Origin of the sequence: Bradyrhizobium sp. 157 (assembly GCF_023073815.1) — a bacterium.
Lineage (GTDB): Bacteria > Pseudomonadota > Alphaproteobacteria > Rhizobiales > Xanthobacteraceae > Bradyrhizobium.
Window position 1 is genome coordinate 101,907 of sequence record NZ_JADPKF010000076.1, and the last position, 17,051, is coordinate 118,957.

6 protein-coding genes and 1 pseudogene are annotated in these 17,051 nt (G+C 58.8%); 3 read left to right on the forward strand and 4 right to left on the reverse strand.

Annotated elements, in window-relative coordinates; all coding sequences use genetic code 11:
* The first annotated feature begins 95 nt into the window (after positions 1–95).
* From IVA95_RS19405 to IVA95_RS19415, 3 genes and pseudogenes are all read left to right on the forward strand, one after another.
* Positions 96–2,108: a carbamoyltransferase gene (locus IVA95_RS19405; RefSeq protein WP_247511918.1), complete on the forward strand. Its 2,013-nt coding sequence runs from the start codon at positions 96–98 to the stop codon at positions 2,106–2,108.
* Positions 2,109–2,298: 190 nt separating this feature from the next.
* Positions 2,299–3,273 carry a nodulation protein NodZ gene (locus IVA95_RS19410; RefSeq protein WP_247511919.1) on the forward strand — a complete coding sequence of 325 codons (975 nt, stop codon included), beginning with the start codon at positions 2,299–2,301 and terminating at the stop codon, positions 3,271–3,273.
* Positions 3,274–4,036: 763 nt separating this feature from the next.
* Positions 4,037–4,429, forward strand: a pseudogene (locus tag IVA95_RS19415) (nitrogen fixation protein FixA); the annotation flags it as partial.
* A 567-nt stretch (positions 4,430–4,996) separates the two neighbouring features.
* Here the strand turns inward: IVA95_RS19415 and IVA95_RS19420 are convergent.
* From IVA95_RS19420 to gmd, 4 genes are all read right to left on the reverse strand, one after another.
* Positions 4,997–6,346 (reverse strand): MFS transporter, encoded by a 1,350-nt coding sequence (locus IVA95_RS19420; protein ID WP_247511920.1) that lies wholly within the window; start codon positions 6,344–6,346, stop codon positions 4,997–4,999.
* 983 nt (positions 6,347–7,329) lie between these two features.
* A complete protein-coding gene (gene glmS, locus IVA95_RS19425) occupies positions 7,330–9,156 on the reverse strand; it encodes a glutamine--fructose-6-phosphate transaminase (isomerizing) (protein WP_247511921.1) in 1,827 nt (608 codons plus the stop codon).
* A gap of 220 nt (positions 9,157–9,376) precedes the next feature.
* On the reverse strand, positions 9,377–10,354 hold the full coding sequence (locus IVA95_RS19430; protein WP_276577696.1) for a GDP-L-fucose synthase: 978 nt from the start codon (positions 10,352–10,354) through the stop codon (positions 9,377–9,379).
* Complete coding sequence (gene gmd / locus IVA95_RS19435; protein WP_247511922.1) at positions 10,335–11,420, reverse strand: GDP-mannose 4,6-dehydratase; 1,086 nt, start codon at positions 11,418–11,420, stop codon at positions 10,335–10,337. The genes IVA95_RS19430 and gmd overlap by 20 nt, the downstream gene beginning before the upstream one ends.
* Between the last annotated feature and the right edge of the window lie 5,631 nt (positions 11,421–17,051).

Below are 17,051 nucleotides of genomic sequence, written 5' to 3' on the forward strand. Positions count from 1 at the left end.
GATGCCTGATCGGCCCCGCGGCGACGTGCGGGCTACTCCCAAAGCAAGCGATACGAAATAGGCCAACAGGCCTCTCAGGATTAACGGAGAACAAGATGCTGTGTCTAGGATTGAGTGGCGGCCTCGACAGAGTCTATGAAAACCCCCTTGGACTACCGAACACGTTTCTGCACGACGGCGCCGCGGTACTTGTCAAGGACGGGCGCGTGATCGCTGCCGTGGAAGAGGAGCGCCTCAACCGGATCAAACATTCAAACAAGCTCCCGAGCAGTGCGATTGAATACTGTCTTGCAGCCGCGGGCGTGGAGCTTCGCGACGTCGATCGTATTGCGTTCTACGCTACTGAAGCCTATTGCAATGCGATGCTCGAACGGTTGTTCATCTCACAACCGGAAATCTCAATTCCGCTAGATGCGAATCTGCTGTTACGGCACCTTCTAGCCACGGAGTTCGGTACCCAAGTTGATCCTTCGCGGGTGTCATTCGTAGGCCACCATCAGGCCCACGCCGTGAGCGCTCTGGCGATGTCGGGTTTTGAAGAAAGCCTCGTCCTCGCGATCGACGGTTGTGGCGACTTCCTGTCGGGTCTCTTGGCGGTCGGGTCGGGCACCGAAATGATCGAAGTTATGACGTTTCCAGAGAATAACTCTCTCGGACTGTTCTATCTGGAGACGATCCGATATCTCGGCTACGGCCTGTTCGACGAGTATAAGGTTATGGGACTGGCTCCTTACGGAGATCCCGCACGTTATCGCGAGCTCTTTTCCCAATTCTATGAGCTCTCCGCAAATGGTGGCTACCGCGTTCACCTCGAACGTATCGGCCCGGCATTGCTGCGCAACATCGAGGTCCGGCGAAAGGGAATGCCGTTCACGCAACAGCATCGAGATGTGAGCGCATCGTTGCAGGAGGCGCTGGAGCGGATCGTGTTTCACATTCTGCGGCATTACCGTGAGTCGACCGGAATGAAACGGTTGTGCCTGGCTGGCGGGGTGGCCCACAACTGCACGCTGAACGGAAAACTCCTGTATTCAGGCCTGTTCGAAGACATCTTCGTGCAGCCGGCTGCGCATGACGCCGGATGCGCATTGGGCGCGGCACTGATGGTGTCGAACGAGGCCGGGCAGCCTGCGCCCCGCGAGCGGCTACAGGCGGTTTATTGGGGGCCAGATGTCGGCAGCGACGACAGCATTGAACAGGAACTGAAGGGATGGGCCGGACACCTGGAGATTGAACGAACCGCTGACGTGGCGACCAGAGCAGCCGAGTGGATCGCTGATGGCGCCGTGATCGGGTGGGTACGGGGCCGATCGGAGTTCGGCCCTCGTGCGCTCGGTAACCGCAGTATTCTTGCGGACCCGAGGCCCGCGGCGAACAAGGACCGGATCAACGCGATGGTCAAGAAGCGCGAGAGTTATCGACCATTTGCGCCATCGGTTCTGGAGGAGGATGCGGGCGCGTTCTTTGAGTTGCCGGATGGTCGCGCAGAATATCCCTTCATGAATTTCGTCGTTCGCGTGCGCGAATCCAAGCGTGCTTTGCTGGGCGCGATCACGCATATCGATGGTACGGCTCGGCTGCAAACGGTTTCCCGCACGAGCAATGCCGCCTATTGGGAACTCATCAATGCCTTCAAGAGCCGGACAGGCGTCCCGATTCTGCTTAATACGTCCTTCAACAACAATGCCGAACCGATCGTAGATTCCGTTGCCGATGCGATTACGGCGTTTTTGTCGACCGAGCTGGATGGCCTTGTGGTCGGGTCATTCCTCGTCAAGAAGCGGGCAACAACGCTCGAAAGCTGGACTGCACTCGCTGTATCACTGCCGCCCCATGTATCTCTTTACCGGGTTCGCGCTCATGCGGGCCGAGAACGCCAGGAGACAGTCTGCGAGATCCGCATGGGTCACTCCAGCCAGGACAGCGTGCGCGTCTCGCATGACCTGTTCGACATGCTGATGCAAATTGAGAAGGAAGCTGTTCTTGCCGATCTTCTCGCCAGGGTCACCTCTGACAGGACTAGGCGAGAAGCTCTCGTGAACGAACTGCGCGGGCTCTGGGATCTGCGCCGTATTCGGCTGCATCCGTCACAGACTGCGCGGTCGTAAAAGGTGAGCAATGCGGAAGAGCGCTCCTTGGACGCCTCTTGCATGACCTGCCGCGGTGCCGTGGAGGAGGGCTTGCGGGTTGATCGCCTTGCGTCCAGGTGACCAGCCGTCCATTGGCGTGGATCGGAATCGCAGATGAGTAGGTGCGCCACACAAAACTGATCTTGCGCAACGAGAAGGGTTTGATAACTTGACGAAGGAACGCTTTGTTATTTCTCGGAGGCGTACCGGCTTTGGTGATTGCCTCTGGTCGCTGGCGTCAGCCTGGTCGTACGCGCAGCGGACCGGGCGGACGCTCGTCGTTGACTGGCGCGGTTCCTGCTACATCGACCAACCGTTCAGCAATGCCTTTCCGGTGTTCTTCGAGCCGCTTGAGGACATCGCTGGAGTGCCGGTGATTTGCGATGACCGGGTCAACCAGCTCTCGTTTCCCGGACCGTTCTTCCCGCGGTGGTGGAATAGGCCATCGATCGACTGCATCAATCGTCCGGATGAGCAGATCTTCCGTGAACGTGACGAACTGACCGAGCTATTCCAGGCAAGAGAAGATAACGAAGCCAACACCATTGTCTGTGACGCTTGCCTGATGTGGCGTTGTGGCGAGGAAGCCGAACGACTGATCTTTCGGAACATCAAGCTCAGGTCTGAGATTCAAGCGCGGATCGACGCCTTGTATGAGGAACACTTTGGCGGCCATAGCATCATTGGCGTTCATGTTCGGCACGGCAATGGCGAAGATATCATGGAGCATGCGCCGTACTGGGCCGATTCGGAGCTCGCCCTTCGTCAGGTCTGCATGGCAATCCGTAAAGCCAAGGCTTTGCCATATCCAAAGCCTGTAAAGGTCTTCCTGTGCACGGACAGTGCACAGGTGCTCGATCGCGTATCGGGTCTGTTTCCCGATGTCTTCGCCGTACCAAAACGTTTCCAGGCCGATCGGGCAGGGCCGTTGCATAGTGCGGAAATGGGAATTGAAGGTGGAGCTTCCGCTCTCATCGACATGTATCTTCTTGCGCGATGCGCTACTGTGATCCGCTTTCCCCCCACCAGCGCCTTCACGCGCTATGCCCGTCTGCTCGTGCCACGGATTATTGAATTCGACCAGAGAAATCCGGAGCACTTGACCATGATCGATAACCCATACGAGCATTTCGCGGCTTCATGAAGCGCCAGAATCTGAGCCTCAGCAATGGCGGGCTAGATCATCAGCCTGATACTGCTGGCTTCGACACCATCGCGTTTCGCAACGTCTCGCAGGAACGGTGGATGGCGACTTCCGTCCGCAAGGGACGGCTGACCGGCGCACGACCACGGATGCGGTGCGGGTGGGAGGGCGAACGCCTGCGAGGCGTAGGCCAATGCCGGCGGGCGCCGGCGGCCTTGCCCCGCAATGCTTCGGGCCCTCATGTGTAAGTCGAGTCGCGCGGAAAGGTTATGGTCCTGTCATCATCCGGCCAAATCCGCCATCGCTGGCCAGACGGTGAAAAGCACGGCAATGGCGGTCCGGGTCGCCGAGGAAATCTGACGTAACAAACAGTCACGTCAGAATGTCCCAGCAGCAAGGAGGCGCGTCCGGTAGATGGATCGCCTTTGCTGGGAATCCTTTTGCGGTCAGCTCGTTTTCTGGACGACGGCCTTGTTCATGCGCCGCTCGCAGAGTCCTTTCGGACGGAGGTGTGATGAACCGCGCGGCCGGCGGCCCATCGATATTGCGCAAGAGCCGCATGTGCGGCCGCGCGTACCACGGCTGAGAGCAACTTGGACGAACTGGCTATTGTTCCTGATCTCCGCCAAAGGCAGCTAACCTATCTCGTCAAGCGCGCATGATCCACAGACCACTCGTCGAGGGCGACGCAGTCAGCTCGCCATGGGAACGCCAGCCTCTCGGCTCGAAGGCCTAGCGCACGCAAGCGTTGGACTTCAAAGTACGCACGATCGAGGCGGAACGGCGCTGCGAAGGAGGAGTCCAGGTGCTGCGTTCCAAGCTTCCTTGTCTCGTCAGCATGTTAGAGGCAAGCAATCAAATTCGCCGCGGTGCAATGATCGATGCCTTGCGTGCGGCCCGTGCCTCAATCGTAAAATGGAGCGCTCAAACTGCCGGCGTGGATGACATGGCCAAATGCGGCCTGAGGGGGTCGCCGACCGTCGTCAAGCGTGTCTTCGCGCCCTCCGCACGAGCGGAGAAGGCGACGTGGGTGGAAGCGGCCGAGCAGCCGGCGCAAGCGTTGATCGACGCCATGTTCAAGCGCAACCCTACGCTCGAGACGGAGCTCGCACAGCTTGCGCGCGGTACCTCATCCGCGCAAACTAGCGGTGCGTGAAGTCGCGGCTGATCGAGCGGAGCCAGCGATCGCCTGGGTCCGTGGTCATGCATTGGCCCGTCGCTCGGTGCACCAGGCACGATTCAAGCTTTTCGACCGCTCTCCCTAGGGAGGGTGAGCATTCAACTTGCCTCTGAGCGCCGAGAGGCCGGTTTCGGATCAACATACCAGAACGTCTCGTTACGCTAAGGTTTGGCGAGCTGCGATACACCGGTCCACTGGGGAATTCATGCAGCCTCAAGATGTGCCCGTTAAGTGTGCTTGGCAGCGTACGTGGAGCTCGCGCGAGGGATGTATCTCCCTCGAGCGAGCTGCCGTGTTTCACGTAACCGCAAAGTGCGAGCATTATCATCGCGCCGCTCGACCATAGAACGAATCGAGCGTGGCGGTAGTGCTCAGCCATCCCCGGTCAACATCAGCGACGGCTCGTCCCGATACTGCTCGATATCGCATAAGAAGAACCGTGACCCGCAGAGTGGCACGCGGACCACCGTGAGATCACCGCAAGGACCGCCACGCACCCCGTTCAGTTCAGTCTTGGACGTGAAGGTCCCCGTGGGCGCGCTGCTAATGCGTGGCACATTGCGCGCTTACGGCCCGGTTAGACCGCTCGGGTCGCGACAGCTTCGCAAGTCTCTTGGTGTTTCCTGGATAAATGGTGAGTGCGGCGATAATGCCGAGCAAAGCTGCAAACATCAACCAGAAACCCGGCGAAGCCTTGTCGTCGGTCCGATCGATCAGCCAAGTCGATGCGAGCGGCGTAAAGGTGCCAAAGAGAGCTGCGGCGAGTGCGAAGGCCAAAGAAAAGCAGGTTGTGCGAACGTGCTTCGGCACGATTTCGACCAAAGCGCCCAACATGGCGCCGCTATAGGTGCCAAAGTAGAACGAGAACATCATCTCCACTACCAGCATCTTGCCAAAGCTTGGGTCGGTCACAAGCCAAGACAACGCCGGATATACAGTCACCAAGGCAAGGCCGGCAATGGTCAGCAAGACCGGCTTCCGACCGATTCTGTCAGAAATCGCGCCGCCGATTGGGTTCCAGATGAAGTTCGTCACGGCGACCAAAAGCGTCACCAAGAGCGTGTTCTGCGAGGACAGCTGCAATACGTGCTTGCCGAACGTAGGCGTGTACACTGTGACGAAATAGAAGGTCGTGGTCGTCAGCATCGCGATCATCATGCCGAGGATGACAATGCGCCAGTTCGCAACTGTGGAGGCAAAGACCTCGCGGGCCGTTGGGTGGGTCTTCATGACCAGAAACTCCGGAGTTTCCTCCAGCGTCCGGCGCAGGAAGAAGATAAGCGGAACGATCAAGCAGCCAAGGAAGAATGGGATCCGCCAGCCCCAGGCGGCAACCATTTCGGCCGGAAGTGCTTCGCTCAAAAAATATCCGATAAGAGCCGCGACAAAGATCGCAACCTGCTGGCTCGAGGACTGAAACGATGTGTAAAAGCCGCGGTTGCCCGGAGTGGCAATCTCGGAGAGGTAGACGGAAACGCCGCCAACCTCAACGCCGGCAGAAAAGCCCTGCAACAGCCGTCCGAACAGCACGATCGCGGGTGCGGCAATGCCGATCGTTGCATAGCCGGGACAAAAGGCGATGATGACGGTGCCAATAGCCATGATCGAAAGCGTGATGATCAGGCCTTGCCGACGGCCAATCTGGTCAATATAGGCTCCAAGCACAATCGCGCCAACAGGTCGCATCAAGGCCCCCAGCCAGAACACACCGAAGGTGTTAAGCAGTGAAGCGGTTTCGCTTCCTGATGGAAAGAACGCGTTTCCGATGGCACTGGCGTAGAACCCGAACAAGAAGAAGTCGAACTGCTCGAGGAAGTTGCCGCTCGTCGCACGTAAGATGGCGCCAATGCGCGATTTGGCATTTGACGCGTGCGCGATGGACGCTGGTGACATGGCGAGTTTCCTCTCGGTTTGAAATGGCCGGTTCCGGAGAAAATCTCACGCCAGCCGAGTGCAGTTTCATGGCCGCGAATCTGCCATCAGGGCACTATCGACCAACCCGTAAGCGCCTGACGTTTCCGGCTTATTTTCGGCAATTGCCGCAAACTCGCACAGTTTTTCGGGCGTTATTCCGCTCGCGCCGCAGGAGTGACTCTCAAGCTACTGAAACTTCGGGCAATTCTCGGTGACAAGGTTGTTGTCTGTGGCGTGGCCGAATTCTCATCGAGCGCACTGACATGCAATGAAAAGGAAGGACGAGATGCATGGCATACGAGCGGCAGGGAAGAGCTCCGTGAGATATCGTGCTAGAGCAGCTCGCGAGCCTGCGATTGGGGCCGAGCTGCGTTAGCATCTCACCCCATGTCCAGCGATTTGGCCTCGATATTGCTCAAGTAACCTGAGATTTGACGGAAAAGATTTGGTGAGGGTGCTGGCGATCGAGCCCGTCCGATAGCGCCGATCGCCATGCTCGGCAAGTGCCACGTTGTCCTTCGAAGCGAGGCGCGCCTCGTACTTCGAGGGGCGCTGCGGTCCGAATGCGGTCCAAAACCCGCGCTGAGGGGGAGGAACATAGCGGGGCTCCTCAGCGATAACGGGCATTCGTTTGGATCAATCGAACAGGTTCATCTGGCTTCCACGCCGTATGAAAAACCTGGATGTTCGTCACGATTATGACCAGGTCCAAGCAATCGGAATGCCGTGATAAGTCATACGCGACTCCTTGCTTGCCGGAGGCAACGCCACGCCAGCCTCAACCTGATTGGCCGAAGATTTTGCACATGAGTCTCAGCCTCCGTAAGCAAGGGCTATGAACCGGGCAAAAACCATGCGGTGGCATCGGGCCAGGAGCTGGGCGGCACATCGTGATTCGATCTGACCGAGGCTTGTGCACATTCGGAATCTGACCACACAATTCCAGGCCGCGTCGCCTTGCCTTATTCGACGGTTACCGATTTCGCGAGATTTCGGGGTTGGTCGACGTCCGTGCCCATCAGGATGGCCGTGTGGTAGGCCAGAAGCTGCACCGGAATCGCATAGACAATCGACGTAAATGTCGTACCCATCTCCGGCAGCACAATCGTCGCGAGTGAATCCATGGATACCTCTGCGGCTCCCCGAGCGTCCGTTATCAAGATAATCTTGCCGCCGCGTGCGGCGACCTCCTGCATGTTCGAGATGGTCTTTTCGAACACCCGGTCGCAGGGAGCAATGACGATTACGGGAACGCTCTCGTCGATCAAGGCGATCGGGCCGTGCTTGAGCTCTCCGGCCGCATAGCCCTCGGCGTGAATATAAGAGATCTCCTTCAGCTTCAGTGCCCCCTCCAGGGCCAGTGGAAACGACGTGCCGCGACCAAGATATAGCACGTCACGCGATTTGGCGATGTCGCGTGCGAGCTTCTCGATCTGCGGCTCGCTGGCAAGCGCCGCTGTAACTAGCCGCGGAATTTCGATCAGCGCTCGCACGAGATCGACCTCGTCGCTCTCCGGCAATTCACCGCGCGCCTTGCCAGCAGCGACCGCAAGCGCCGCCAGGACGACCAGCTGGCATGTGAACGCCTTGGTCGAGGCAACGCCGATTTCAGGTCCGGCGAGTGTCTGCAACACTGTCCCGCTTTCGCGCGCAATGGTCGAACTCAGTACGTTCACGATCGAGAGGGTATGCAGGTCTTGCGATTTGGCATAGCGGAGCGCAGCCAGCGTATCGGCCGTCTCGCCGGACTGCGAGATGAAGATAGCAAGATCTCCCTTGCGCATCGGCGCCTCACGATAGCGAAATTCGGAGGCGACATCGAGCTCGACCGGAATACGAGCCAGCCGCTCGAACCAGTATTTGGCGATATGGCCGGCGTAGCCTGCCGTACCGCAAGCCGTGATCGAGATATGTCCGATCTCGTTGAAGTCGAACGGAAGCTCCTGCGGCAGTGCCACGCTCTCGGTGGCGATATCGACGTAATGCGCCAGCGTCTGCCCGATCACCTCTGGCTGTTCGTGGATTTCCTTCGCCATGAAGTGGCGGTAGTTTGCTTTGTCGACGAGAACCGACGACGCGCCAGAATTCACCACCTCCCGGCGGACAACTGTGCCTTGTGCGTCGTAGACCACGCTGAAGTTGCGGTTGAGCACAGCCCAATCGCCGTCCTCAAGGTAGGTGATCAAGCCGGTAAGGGGCGCGAGCGCGATGGCATCCGATCCGAGATACATTTCGGCTTCGCCATGCCCGATCGCGAGTGGTGAGCCCTTGCGCGCACCGATCATGAGGTCGTGTTGACCCTTGAACAGGATTGCAAGCGCAAACGCGCCGACTAGCCGCGGCAGCGACGCTTTTACTGCCTCCTGCGGCGAGCAGCCATTTTTCAGATAAAAGTCGATGAGATGCGTCACCACCTCGGTGTCTGTTTCAGAGGCGAAACAGGCGCCATGCTGTTTTAGCTCCGCGCGCAGCTCGCGGAAATTCTCGATTATGCCGTTATGGACGACTGCAACATTGTCCGTTGCATGCGGATGAGCATTGTGCTCCGTCGGCTTGCCATGAGTAGCCCAGCGCGTGTGCCCAATCCCGACATGGCCTGAGAGCGGATGGCAGCGAACGCGTGTCTCAAGGTTCCTCAGCTTGCCCTCGGCGCGTCGAAGCTCGATTTGGTTTCCTTTGAGCGTTCCGATGCCCGCTGAGTCGTAGCCGCGATATTCCAGTCGCTTCAGTGAATCGATGAGACGATCCGCGACCGGACCGCGCCCCAAGATGCCGACAATTCCGCACATGCTAATCAGTTTACCTCAAGTTCAAAACAGAGCGTCCCGCAAGGCGCGCCTGACCAATTCGCTCGCTATAGTTATCGGCCAGTCTAGCCGTGCCTGCCCTCCATCGGGCACGCGGCACCCGGAGGTGCGCGAGCTCCAAGCAACACGTGGAGCCCTGTCGAATTCGCCGGAAAATCCTAAAGCAACTTTCTGGCAATCGGACAATGAGCGCCGTCAGCAGTTAGCAGCTGCATGAGTCTCTCGTTTTGTCCGATGTACCCGATACCGCCAAGAAGGCCTGGTAGGTCTGCCGCATTCCATCTACAAGCCATGTCCTCGCGCGCCAGCCGAGGCTTGCGAGACGACTGACGTCGAGCAGCTTGCGCGGCGTGCCGTCGGGGCGCGAGGTGTCGAAGGCGATCTCGCCGCTGTAGTCGACGACCTCGGCGACGACACGGGCGAACTCGGCGATGGTGATATCCTCGCCGGTGCCGATATTGACCAGCTCCGCGCTCGAATAGCTCTTCATCAGGTGCACGCAGGCATCCGCCATGTCGTCGACATAGAGGAACTCGCGCCGCGGCGTGCCGGTGCCCCACACCGCGACACTCTTTGCGCCGGTGACCTTCGCCTCGTGGAAACGGCGGATCAGCGCGGCAACGACATGGCTCAATTCGGGATGATAATTGTCGCCGGGGCCATAGAGATTGGTCGGCATCACACTGATAAAGTCGCTGCCGTACTGGCTGCGATAGGCTTCCGTCATCTTGATGCCGGCGATCTTGGCAATCGCATAGGGCTCGTTGGTCGGCTCGAGCGGGCCTGAAAGCACCGAATCCTCGCGCAGCGGCTGTCGGGCCAGCTTCGGATAGATGCAGGACGAGCCCAAAAACATCAGCTTCTCGGCGCCGTTTTGATGCGCGGCCTGGATCACGTTCGCGGCAATCGCGATGTTGTCGTAGATGAACTCGGCGCGCAGCGTGTCATTGGCGACGATGCCGCCGACCTTTGCGGCGGCGAGGAAGATCACTTGCGGCCGCGTTTTCGCGAACCAGTCGAACACGGCGGCCTGGTTGCAGAGATCGACCTCGCGCCGGTCGACCGTGACGAGCTGCACGTCCTCCCGCGCGACCCGGCGCACCAGCGCACTGCCGACCATGCCGCGATGACCTGCGACGTAGACGCTTTTGCCCTTCAGCTCAAACGGTGCGTTTGCCATCGGCCGCCTCTCGTTTTGCTTCCGCCAGATCGCTTGCCATCATCTCCTCGACGAGCTGGGCAAAGCTGCGCTTCGGCTTCCAGCCGAGCAGCTGTTGCGCCTTGCTGGCGTCGCCGACGAGGAGATCGACTTCAGTCGGACGGAAATAGGTCGGGTCGATCTTCACCACCGTCTTGCCGCTCTTGGCATCGATGCCGGTCTCGTCGACGCCGGCGCCGCGCCATTCGATGCGGCGGCCAACCTGCGCAAAGGACAGCTCGACCATCTCGCGCACCGAGCGCATCTCGCCGGTCGCCAGCACGAAGTCGTCGGGCTTGTAGGCCTGGAGGATCATGTGCATGCCCTCGACATAATCCCTGGCATGGCCCCAGTCGCGCTTGGCCGAGAGATTGCCGAGATAGAGCGTCTGTTCGAGCCCGACCTCGATACGCGCGACGCCGCGCGTGATCTTGCGGGTGACGAAGGTCTCGCCGCGGATCGGGCTCTCATGGTTGAACAGGATGCCGTTGCTGGCGAACATGCCGTAGGCTTCGCGGTAGTTCACCGTGATCCAGTAGCCGTAGAGCTTCGCCACGCCATAAGGCGAGCGCGGATAGAACGGCGTGGTCTCCTTCTGCGGGATCTCCTGAACGAGGCCGTAGAGCTCGGAGGTCGAGGCCTGGTAGAACCGGGTCTCCTTCTCCATGCCGAGGATGCGGATCGCCTCGAGCAGCCGCAGTACGCCGATCCCATCGGCATTGGCGGTGTATTCGGGGCTCTCGAAACTGACGGCGACATGGCTCTGGGCGGCGAGATTGTAGATCTCGGTCGGCCGGATCTGCTGCACCAGGCGGATCAGATTGGTCGAGTCCGTCATGTCGCCGTAGTGCATCAGGAACGGCACGTCCCCGAGATGCGGGTCCTGGTAGAGATGGTCGACCCGCGCGGTGTTGAACGAGGACGAGCGCCGCTTGATGCCGTGCACGACATAGCCGAGCGACAGCAGATGTTCGGCGAGATAGGCGCCGTCCTGTCCAGTCACGCCGGTGATTAGAGCGACCCGCCGTTTACTCTCTTGGTTTGACAAATCGTTGCTCTGCGCAGGCTAATGTCGGTCCCCGATCGACGACGTCAATCGCGTCTGGCCTCTTCGAATGCGGAATCGTCACGCTCTCGAACTGCCGAGTTCTGGACTCTGTATAGGCATTGCATCGATCGCTCAACTGTACGGAGGTAAACCTTCCACATCGAAAGGGGTTGAAGGACTATACGAAAGTTTGTAGTCCGGAAGATTTCGTTCGGCCTTCGTCACGCGTTTCTCGGCGTGGGTGCGACCAATGAAATTGCGGCGCGGATAGGAGATAAGCAGACCCGTTTGGCCGAGAAGCGTTCCACAGTCCCTGCGTGCTCAACTCGCGCGTCGAGCCAGCGAGTTTCCCTCATTTCGTGTCCTTGCCTAAGAGTTTTCCAGTCTTGCTGTTCATCCAGTGCAACTGCGAGCAAGCCGGGCAAACAAAGCATTGAAATTCGTTCTCTGTCGCGCAGTACTTATCATCCCTGAACAATCATGTTGGTGATCTGGCAAGCAAAAGTGAAGGCGCGCATATTGACTCTGTGCTGTTTGAGTTCACAGAAAAGCGCTGCATGAATGAGGCCAGTGCACCTGGTATACGGGACCTCAAGGGGATTATCGCGACGATCAGTGTGCCCTGTGCCCCCGAAGGACGAATTCAGTAGCGAAAAGCATCTGGCGGTTCATTGCTCGCGAGTGGCCACGGAATCAACAACAATGGTGCGTCTAGCGCGCGGACGATATGGCTCAGAAGGTCAGTCCTCGGCTCGGCGACCATTCCGCCGGGGGTCTTTTCCGCGCTCGCAAGCATGTCTTTGGACCGGCGGTACTATGACCAGGCAAAGCCCGCATGTGCGTGAACAAGCCGGCTTGAGCACGTGCCGCTGCCATCGAAACTGGCGGTTTGCTGGTCCCGAGCGCCCCTTCTCTTATCGATGCCCGCGGCAAAGTCCCGGTTCTTGAGCAAGCTTTCTGCGGACACCAGCCTGAGCTGACGGATCAACTGCGTTCTACCTCAATTATCACATTTGATTTGCAGCCCCTCGGCAGAAAGAAGTCGGATGAGCTGCTCGTGGAGAGGTCGACCCGGGCCTTTAAACCACGTGCTCCTGCTCGAATGCGCCGAAAGAGCGTAAGCTTTAGAGGCGCGACCTCGAAATGGATCGCCGGCTCATCGGGTTCGAACGCGGCGTTGCGCTCAATCAAGGTGCCCAGATCAATCTTCAGTCGCTCGCGGGACTTCCACATCATTTCTGTTCCAACGCGCTCACATGAGATTCTCAATACTCGTTCGTCAGGTCTTGATGGGCCTCATTGCCTGGACCGGCGTTCGGCCCTGGGGCAATCGTCAGGCATGCACGTCGAGCAGATCCAGCTCGCGGATCTATCGGCAGCTCTCTTGCTGCCGCGTTGACCGCTGCCCATGCCTAGCAATTGCGCGCGCTCGTCTCGGATTACTGTTGGTCATCTAGTCTGCTTCCCTTCAACGACGCTGCGTCCGTCCGACCATGGCATGACGCGCATTCGGGAATGGTGATAAGCGCACCATGATGACAGCTTTTGGCGAGGTCCCGTCACAACGGGTTCGCCGCACATATACGCGGTTCCAGGATCGCCATTCTTAAAGCCAACAATGGCCCGGCATTGGCCCTCACAGTGATCGACGAGCAAGACCCTGTTGGATCCATCGGGTCCTCTCACATGACCGCTCCGGGATACCGCATCAATCTCGCGGCGGCTGGTTGGGCACTCAGTGCCCGCAAACGTATTTCGAAGCCTCCAAGGCTGGATTGGTCCTTCTTACATGCGGGCGATCTTGTCTTCATACGGCTCGGCGATCTGCGTGGACAGGACAGAACAGCGTTCTTCGCAGTGAGCGCGATCCTCAGCCGCTTTGGCAGAAGACCTCTCATCGCAAGCGATCGTCCTGCTCCGCTTTAGCACAGGAATTCTGAAGCGACCGAACATTGGTGCTCCCTAGCTGGGCACTCTACAATCTGACGCTACGTACGGTTCAATCCCCCCTGCGGGCTTATCGCGTGAATATGTCGAACTCGTATTCGTTCGCCAGGAGCCAGCCGCAAGGCGAGGAGGCGGGAGGCGCTTCACCAAGGCAGTTGGCTTTCGGTATTCGTCGTCTGCGGAACGCGCAGCTCGGGTCCGCTCGAGTCTGCGCGCATAGCTACGCCCAGCTGTGAGGCTGCTCGTCGCTGGCCACGAGTGACCAAGCGAATCAATCAAGTTTACTTGAAATGTGTGGATAGGAGCTGCTCGGCGCCTGAATCAATCGTCCATGGCTAGAATGCTCTCTCGAGTCTGAGCGAATTGGCTTTGTCTATCCAGCCGAGCTCTCCCGCTGTCACCATCATAATGGGGCTGCTTCCCGGGACTTGTCGGTGCCGCGGCGGCTGAGCAGAATAGGAAACGAAATCAATCGGCAGCGCGTTAATCTGGTCAATGAGCCAAACTCCCGTCAAGGCACCCAACAGTGACTTCGCCGTTCTAGATAACTTTGAACTATGGACCTCGAAAGGCGCCGTCAGGTGCAGGCCGCGCTAGGTTGATCATCGCGGGTTCGATACTTGTGGGAAGATCTGCCGGGCGTCATACGTTGGAAGCCCGCGCCTAAGCGGTACTCAGCCCTGGTCCCGTTGAGAGCATCGCGGCTTGGGTCCAGATTGGCGCGTTGCTACAATCGTTGTTGGTATCAAAGAGTTGCTATGGCGACTGCAACTCCAGATCGGCCGGGGGAAAGACGGCGGTTTTGCAGGCAATCAAATAGCCGTTGGAACGAGCGGCGCAGTTGGCCATGCTCTCTGATGGGCGGGCGGGGCCTCGTAGCGGCGCCGATCGGCGTCCTCCCATTCATCTTGAGGCGCGAGCGATTGTTAGGCCGGCATTCTCCAGCGCATCCAAAATCCTGTCAGCAACCGCCCGCGGATCGCGCTCGTCCTCTATGCTCACGTTACAGGCCAAGGTAGCTGCGATGATCGCGTGCGCTGTTTTGCGCTGGAGGCAATCGTACTCGGCATACTCACCGCAAGTATTGCAGTTGATCACTGGTCGGCCGCTCCAGGGATCGTGCATTGCAATCTCGCACCAGTTATCTGTGTGACATTTCGGACAGAGCATAGATCGAGATTTCCTTGTGGTCTGACCTCGCGCGCTCCATGGCCATCAGTTGAACGACTGCTTGGTAGCCAAAGCTGCAGAAGTCATTGCTACTCCGGAGGCCGTGTTGCCCGTCTTTGGATACGAAAAACATGATGGAGGCGGCGACGGAGGCAATCCAGGTACCCGAAGGGGGCTCCGGCATGAGCGACCAGTTGACGCATCTCTGGCGAGAATGCTGGCAACCGTGTATGCCTACAGCTACCTGTTTCGGCGTGAGCAAGCTATTGCAGGTTCGCCGCGGCCGCATCACGGCTACGTAAGATGAGTATGGCCTCCAACTTCCATTCCACTCTGAGCTGCGAGGCCCCGATCTCCGGACAGCGACCTCTGCGTGAGCAATCTGTCAAATCGGGCAATCGCCACGCGACGATGCTGCTCCGATCTTAGCATCCGGTTCTCCTGCAGCCTGGCTTCATCGCGACACGTTGCAATGATTCGCCGAGGCGGCCTCACTGCGGCGTCCGGGACAACGCGGGCGTTCTGCAATCTGGGCGCCAAATGACACACTCAAAATTGTGTCGCCCGGAAGCTGTTGTACGGCCAAGCACGCTCGCCAGCTGTAAGAAGACCCTACAATCTGACGCTACGTACGATTCAAGCCTAATGTCGAGAGTCGCGCATTTCGAGCGCCTCGCCGCGCTTGCTGCGAGCGGCTTGTCGCATCTCAGACATTAACAGAGCGGTCGGCAGATAACGGGGAAAATGAGGTGCTTTTGCGAAAGCCAGCCTACGGGATCTTACGTAGGGCATGTGTCGTATTTTCTTGATCTAAAAATTGCATCGTCTTCCGCATGAAGCAAAAAAAGCTGTTCTCAGACGCCAAACATTGGCGAGGCCGTGCTGAAGCGACGCGAAGAAAAGCGGAGTCGCTCGAGGACGACACATCCAGATGCAGGCTCCTCAAGGTCGCTGAGGAATATGATAAACTGGCTCGCCTCGCGGAGGGGCGGCAAAGAAATGAGGTTGACGGGCAGTTCTGATCGCCACCGGAGCGGACGGTTGCACCGATCGTCAACGCGTTGTGACCGCGGCGCGGGTGTCTCTCCGTTGGAGCTCACAGCCCGCTAGGGCTGAACTGCGAAACTGCGTCATGCGGTAAGCCCAATGAGCGAGGCAGCTGAACGAGTGCGGTCCCGCGCGTCCGAGCCTCTGACCATGAATCCATTCTGAGTCACAGTGGCCGGCCACATAGATGACGCATTGACGGTGTCTCAGGCGGCAAGCCGGCTAACCGCTAGACATGAGAAGGAATGAGATGAAAGCCGCCGTCAGATCGTCGAATTAAAAGCCTTTCACTCGATTAACTGGCGAGGCATTGGCGTCGCTTTGCATCATGTGCTGAAGCCAGCGACGTTTGTTTGGATGACAAAGTAGCCGGTTCGCCGGATCATGCTACGCGAATTGGCTTCCGCCGCCATTTTGGCTGTGAGGCGTTTCAGTCGAACTGGCATCTTGCACCAAGCACGGTTAGCTCAACGCCATACGTTGCGGACTTGTTTAGGCGAAGAGGCAAGCAGAAGCTCCTGCTGGCACGGCTTGCCAAGACAAGCCATCGTAGATGTCTGCGCAGATTGTCTGCATGAGGCCAAGTTCGCAACGAAGGCGCGAATGACGAGAAAATTGAAGAGAGATCAGATGTCGAAAGACAAATCCAAGAGAACTCCCCGGTGAACGATGCGGACAGAACCGATGTTCTTCATCCAAGTAAGTTCGGTGCAGATGATCAGCAGTAGTTGGGGCTGCCCATGCCAGGGTACCAGCCGTTCGATGTGCGAGTCGGACAACACGAGTGGTGCCGGATGCAACTCTATCGGCCAAAAGAAGAAGGAGGACGCATGAGGAAGCAAAGTGTAGAAAGACTCGAAGCGGGGCGCGTCCGCGATGGCCGATTCGCCACCGCACCGGGGTCTGGTCCTTCCGGTCTCTTCTTCGTGCAGGGGCCTTGTGGCTGCCAACTCAAGATCGTCGGCTTCGTCCGTCCGGGATGGGAGCATGTCTCTGTGTCGACGCCACGGCGAGTATGTGAACAATAGTCGCTACTGCCTGCATCTCTGGAGGCCGACCCGTCAGGTCATTCCGATGCCTCCGGCAGCCTTCGTGGGCATCGTCGGGCTCGGGCCGTCTGAAGCGGCAATTCTGTTTGCGCAGATGAGTGCGACGTCTTAGCGGATCTCGCCGCGTCGATGCCAAGTCGGGCGGCGGCGACGTGATCGAGAGTCCAGCGGAGTTGCTCACCGCAGCCAGGGGCGACGAGCGCAGCGGCGAGCGAGCCTAGGTGGCCACAGGCCCGCCAAGGGCGCGCGGGCCGCTACTCTGCGCGCCAGAGCCCAACCCGCTGCGCTTCTGAAGGCGGCGGGAGGCAACGCTCGCAGAGTCGGCTCGTCCGGGCCACCGTTTATTGTGCGGAATGTGACGCGCATAACCACACCATCGAGGAATCGGCCAGGTGAGCAGATCCGTCGATCCGTTATA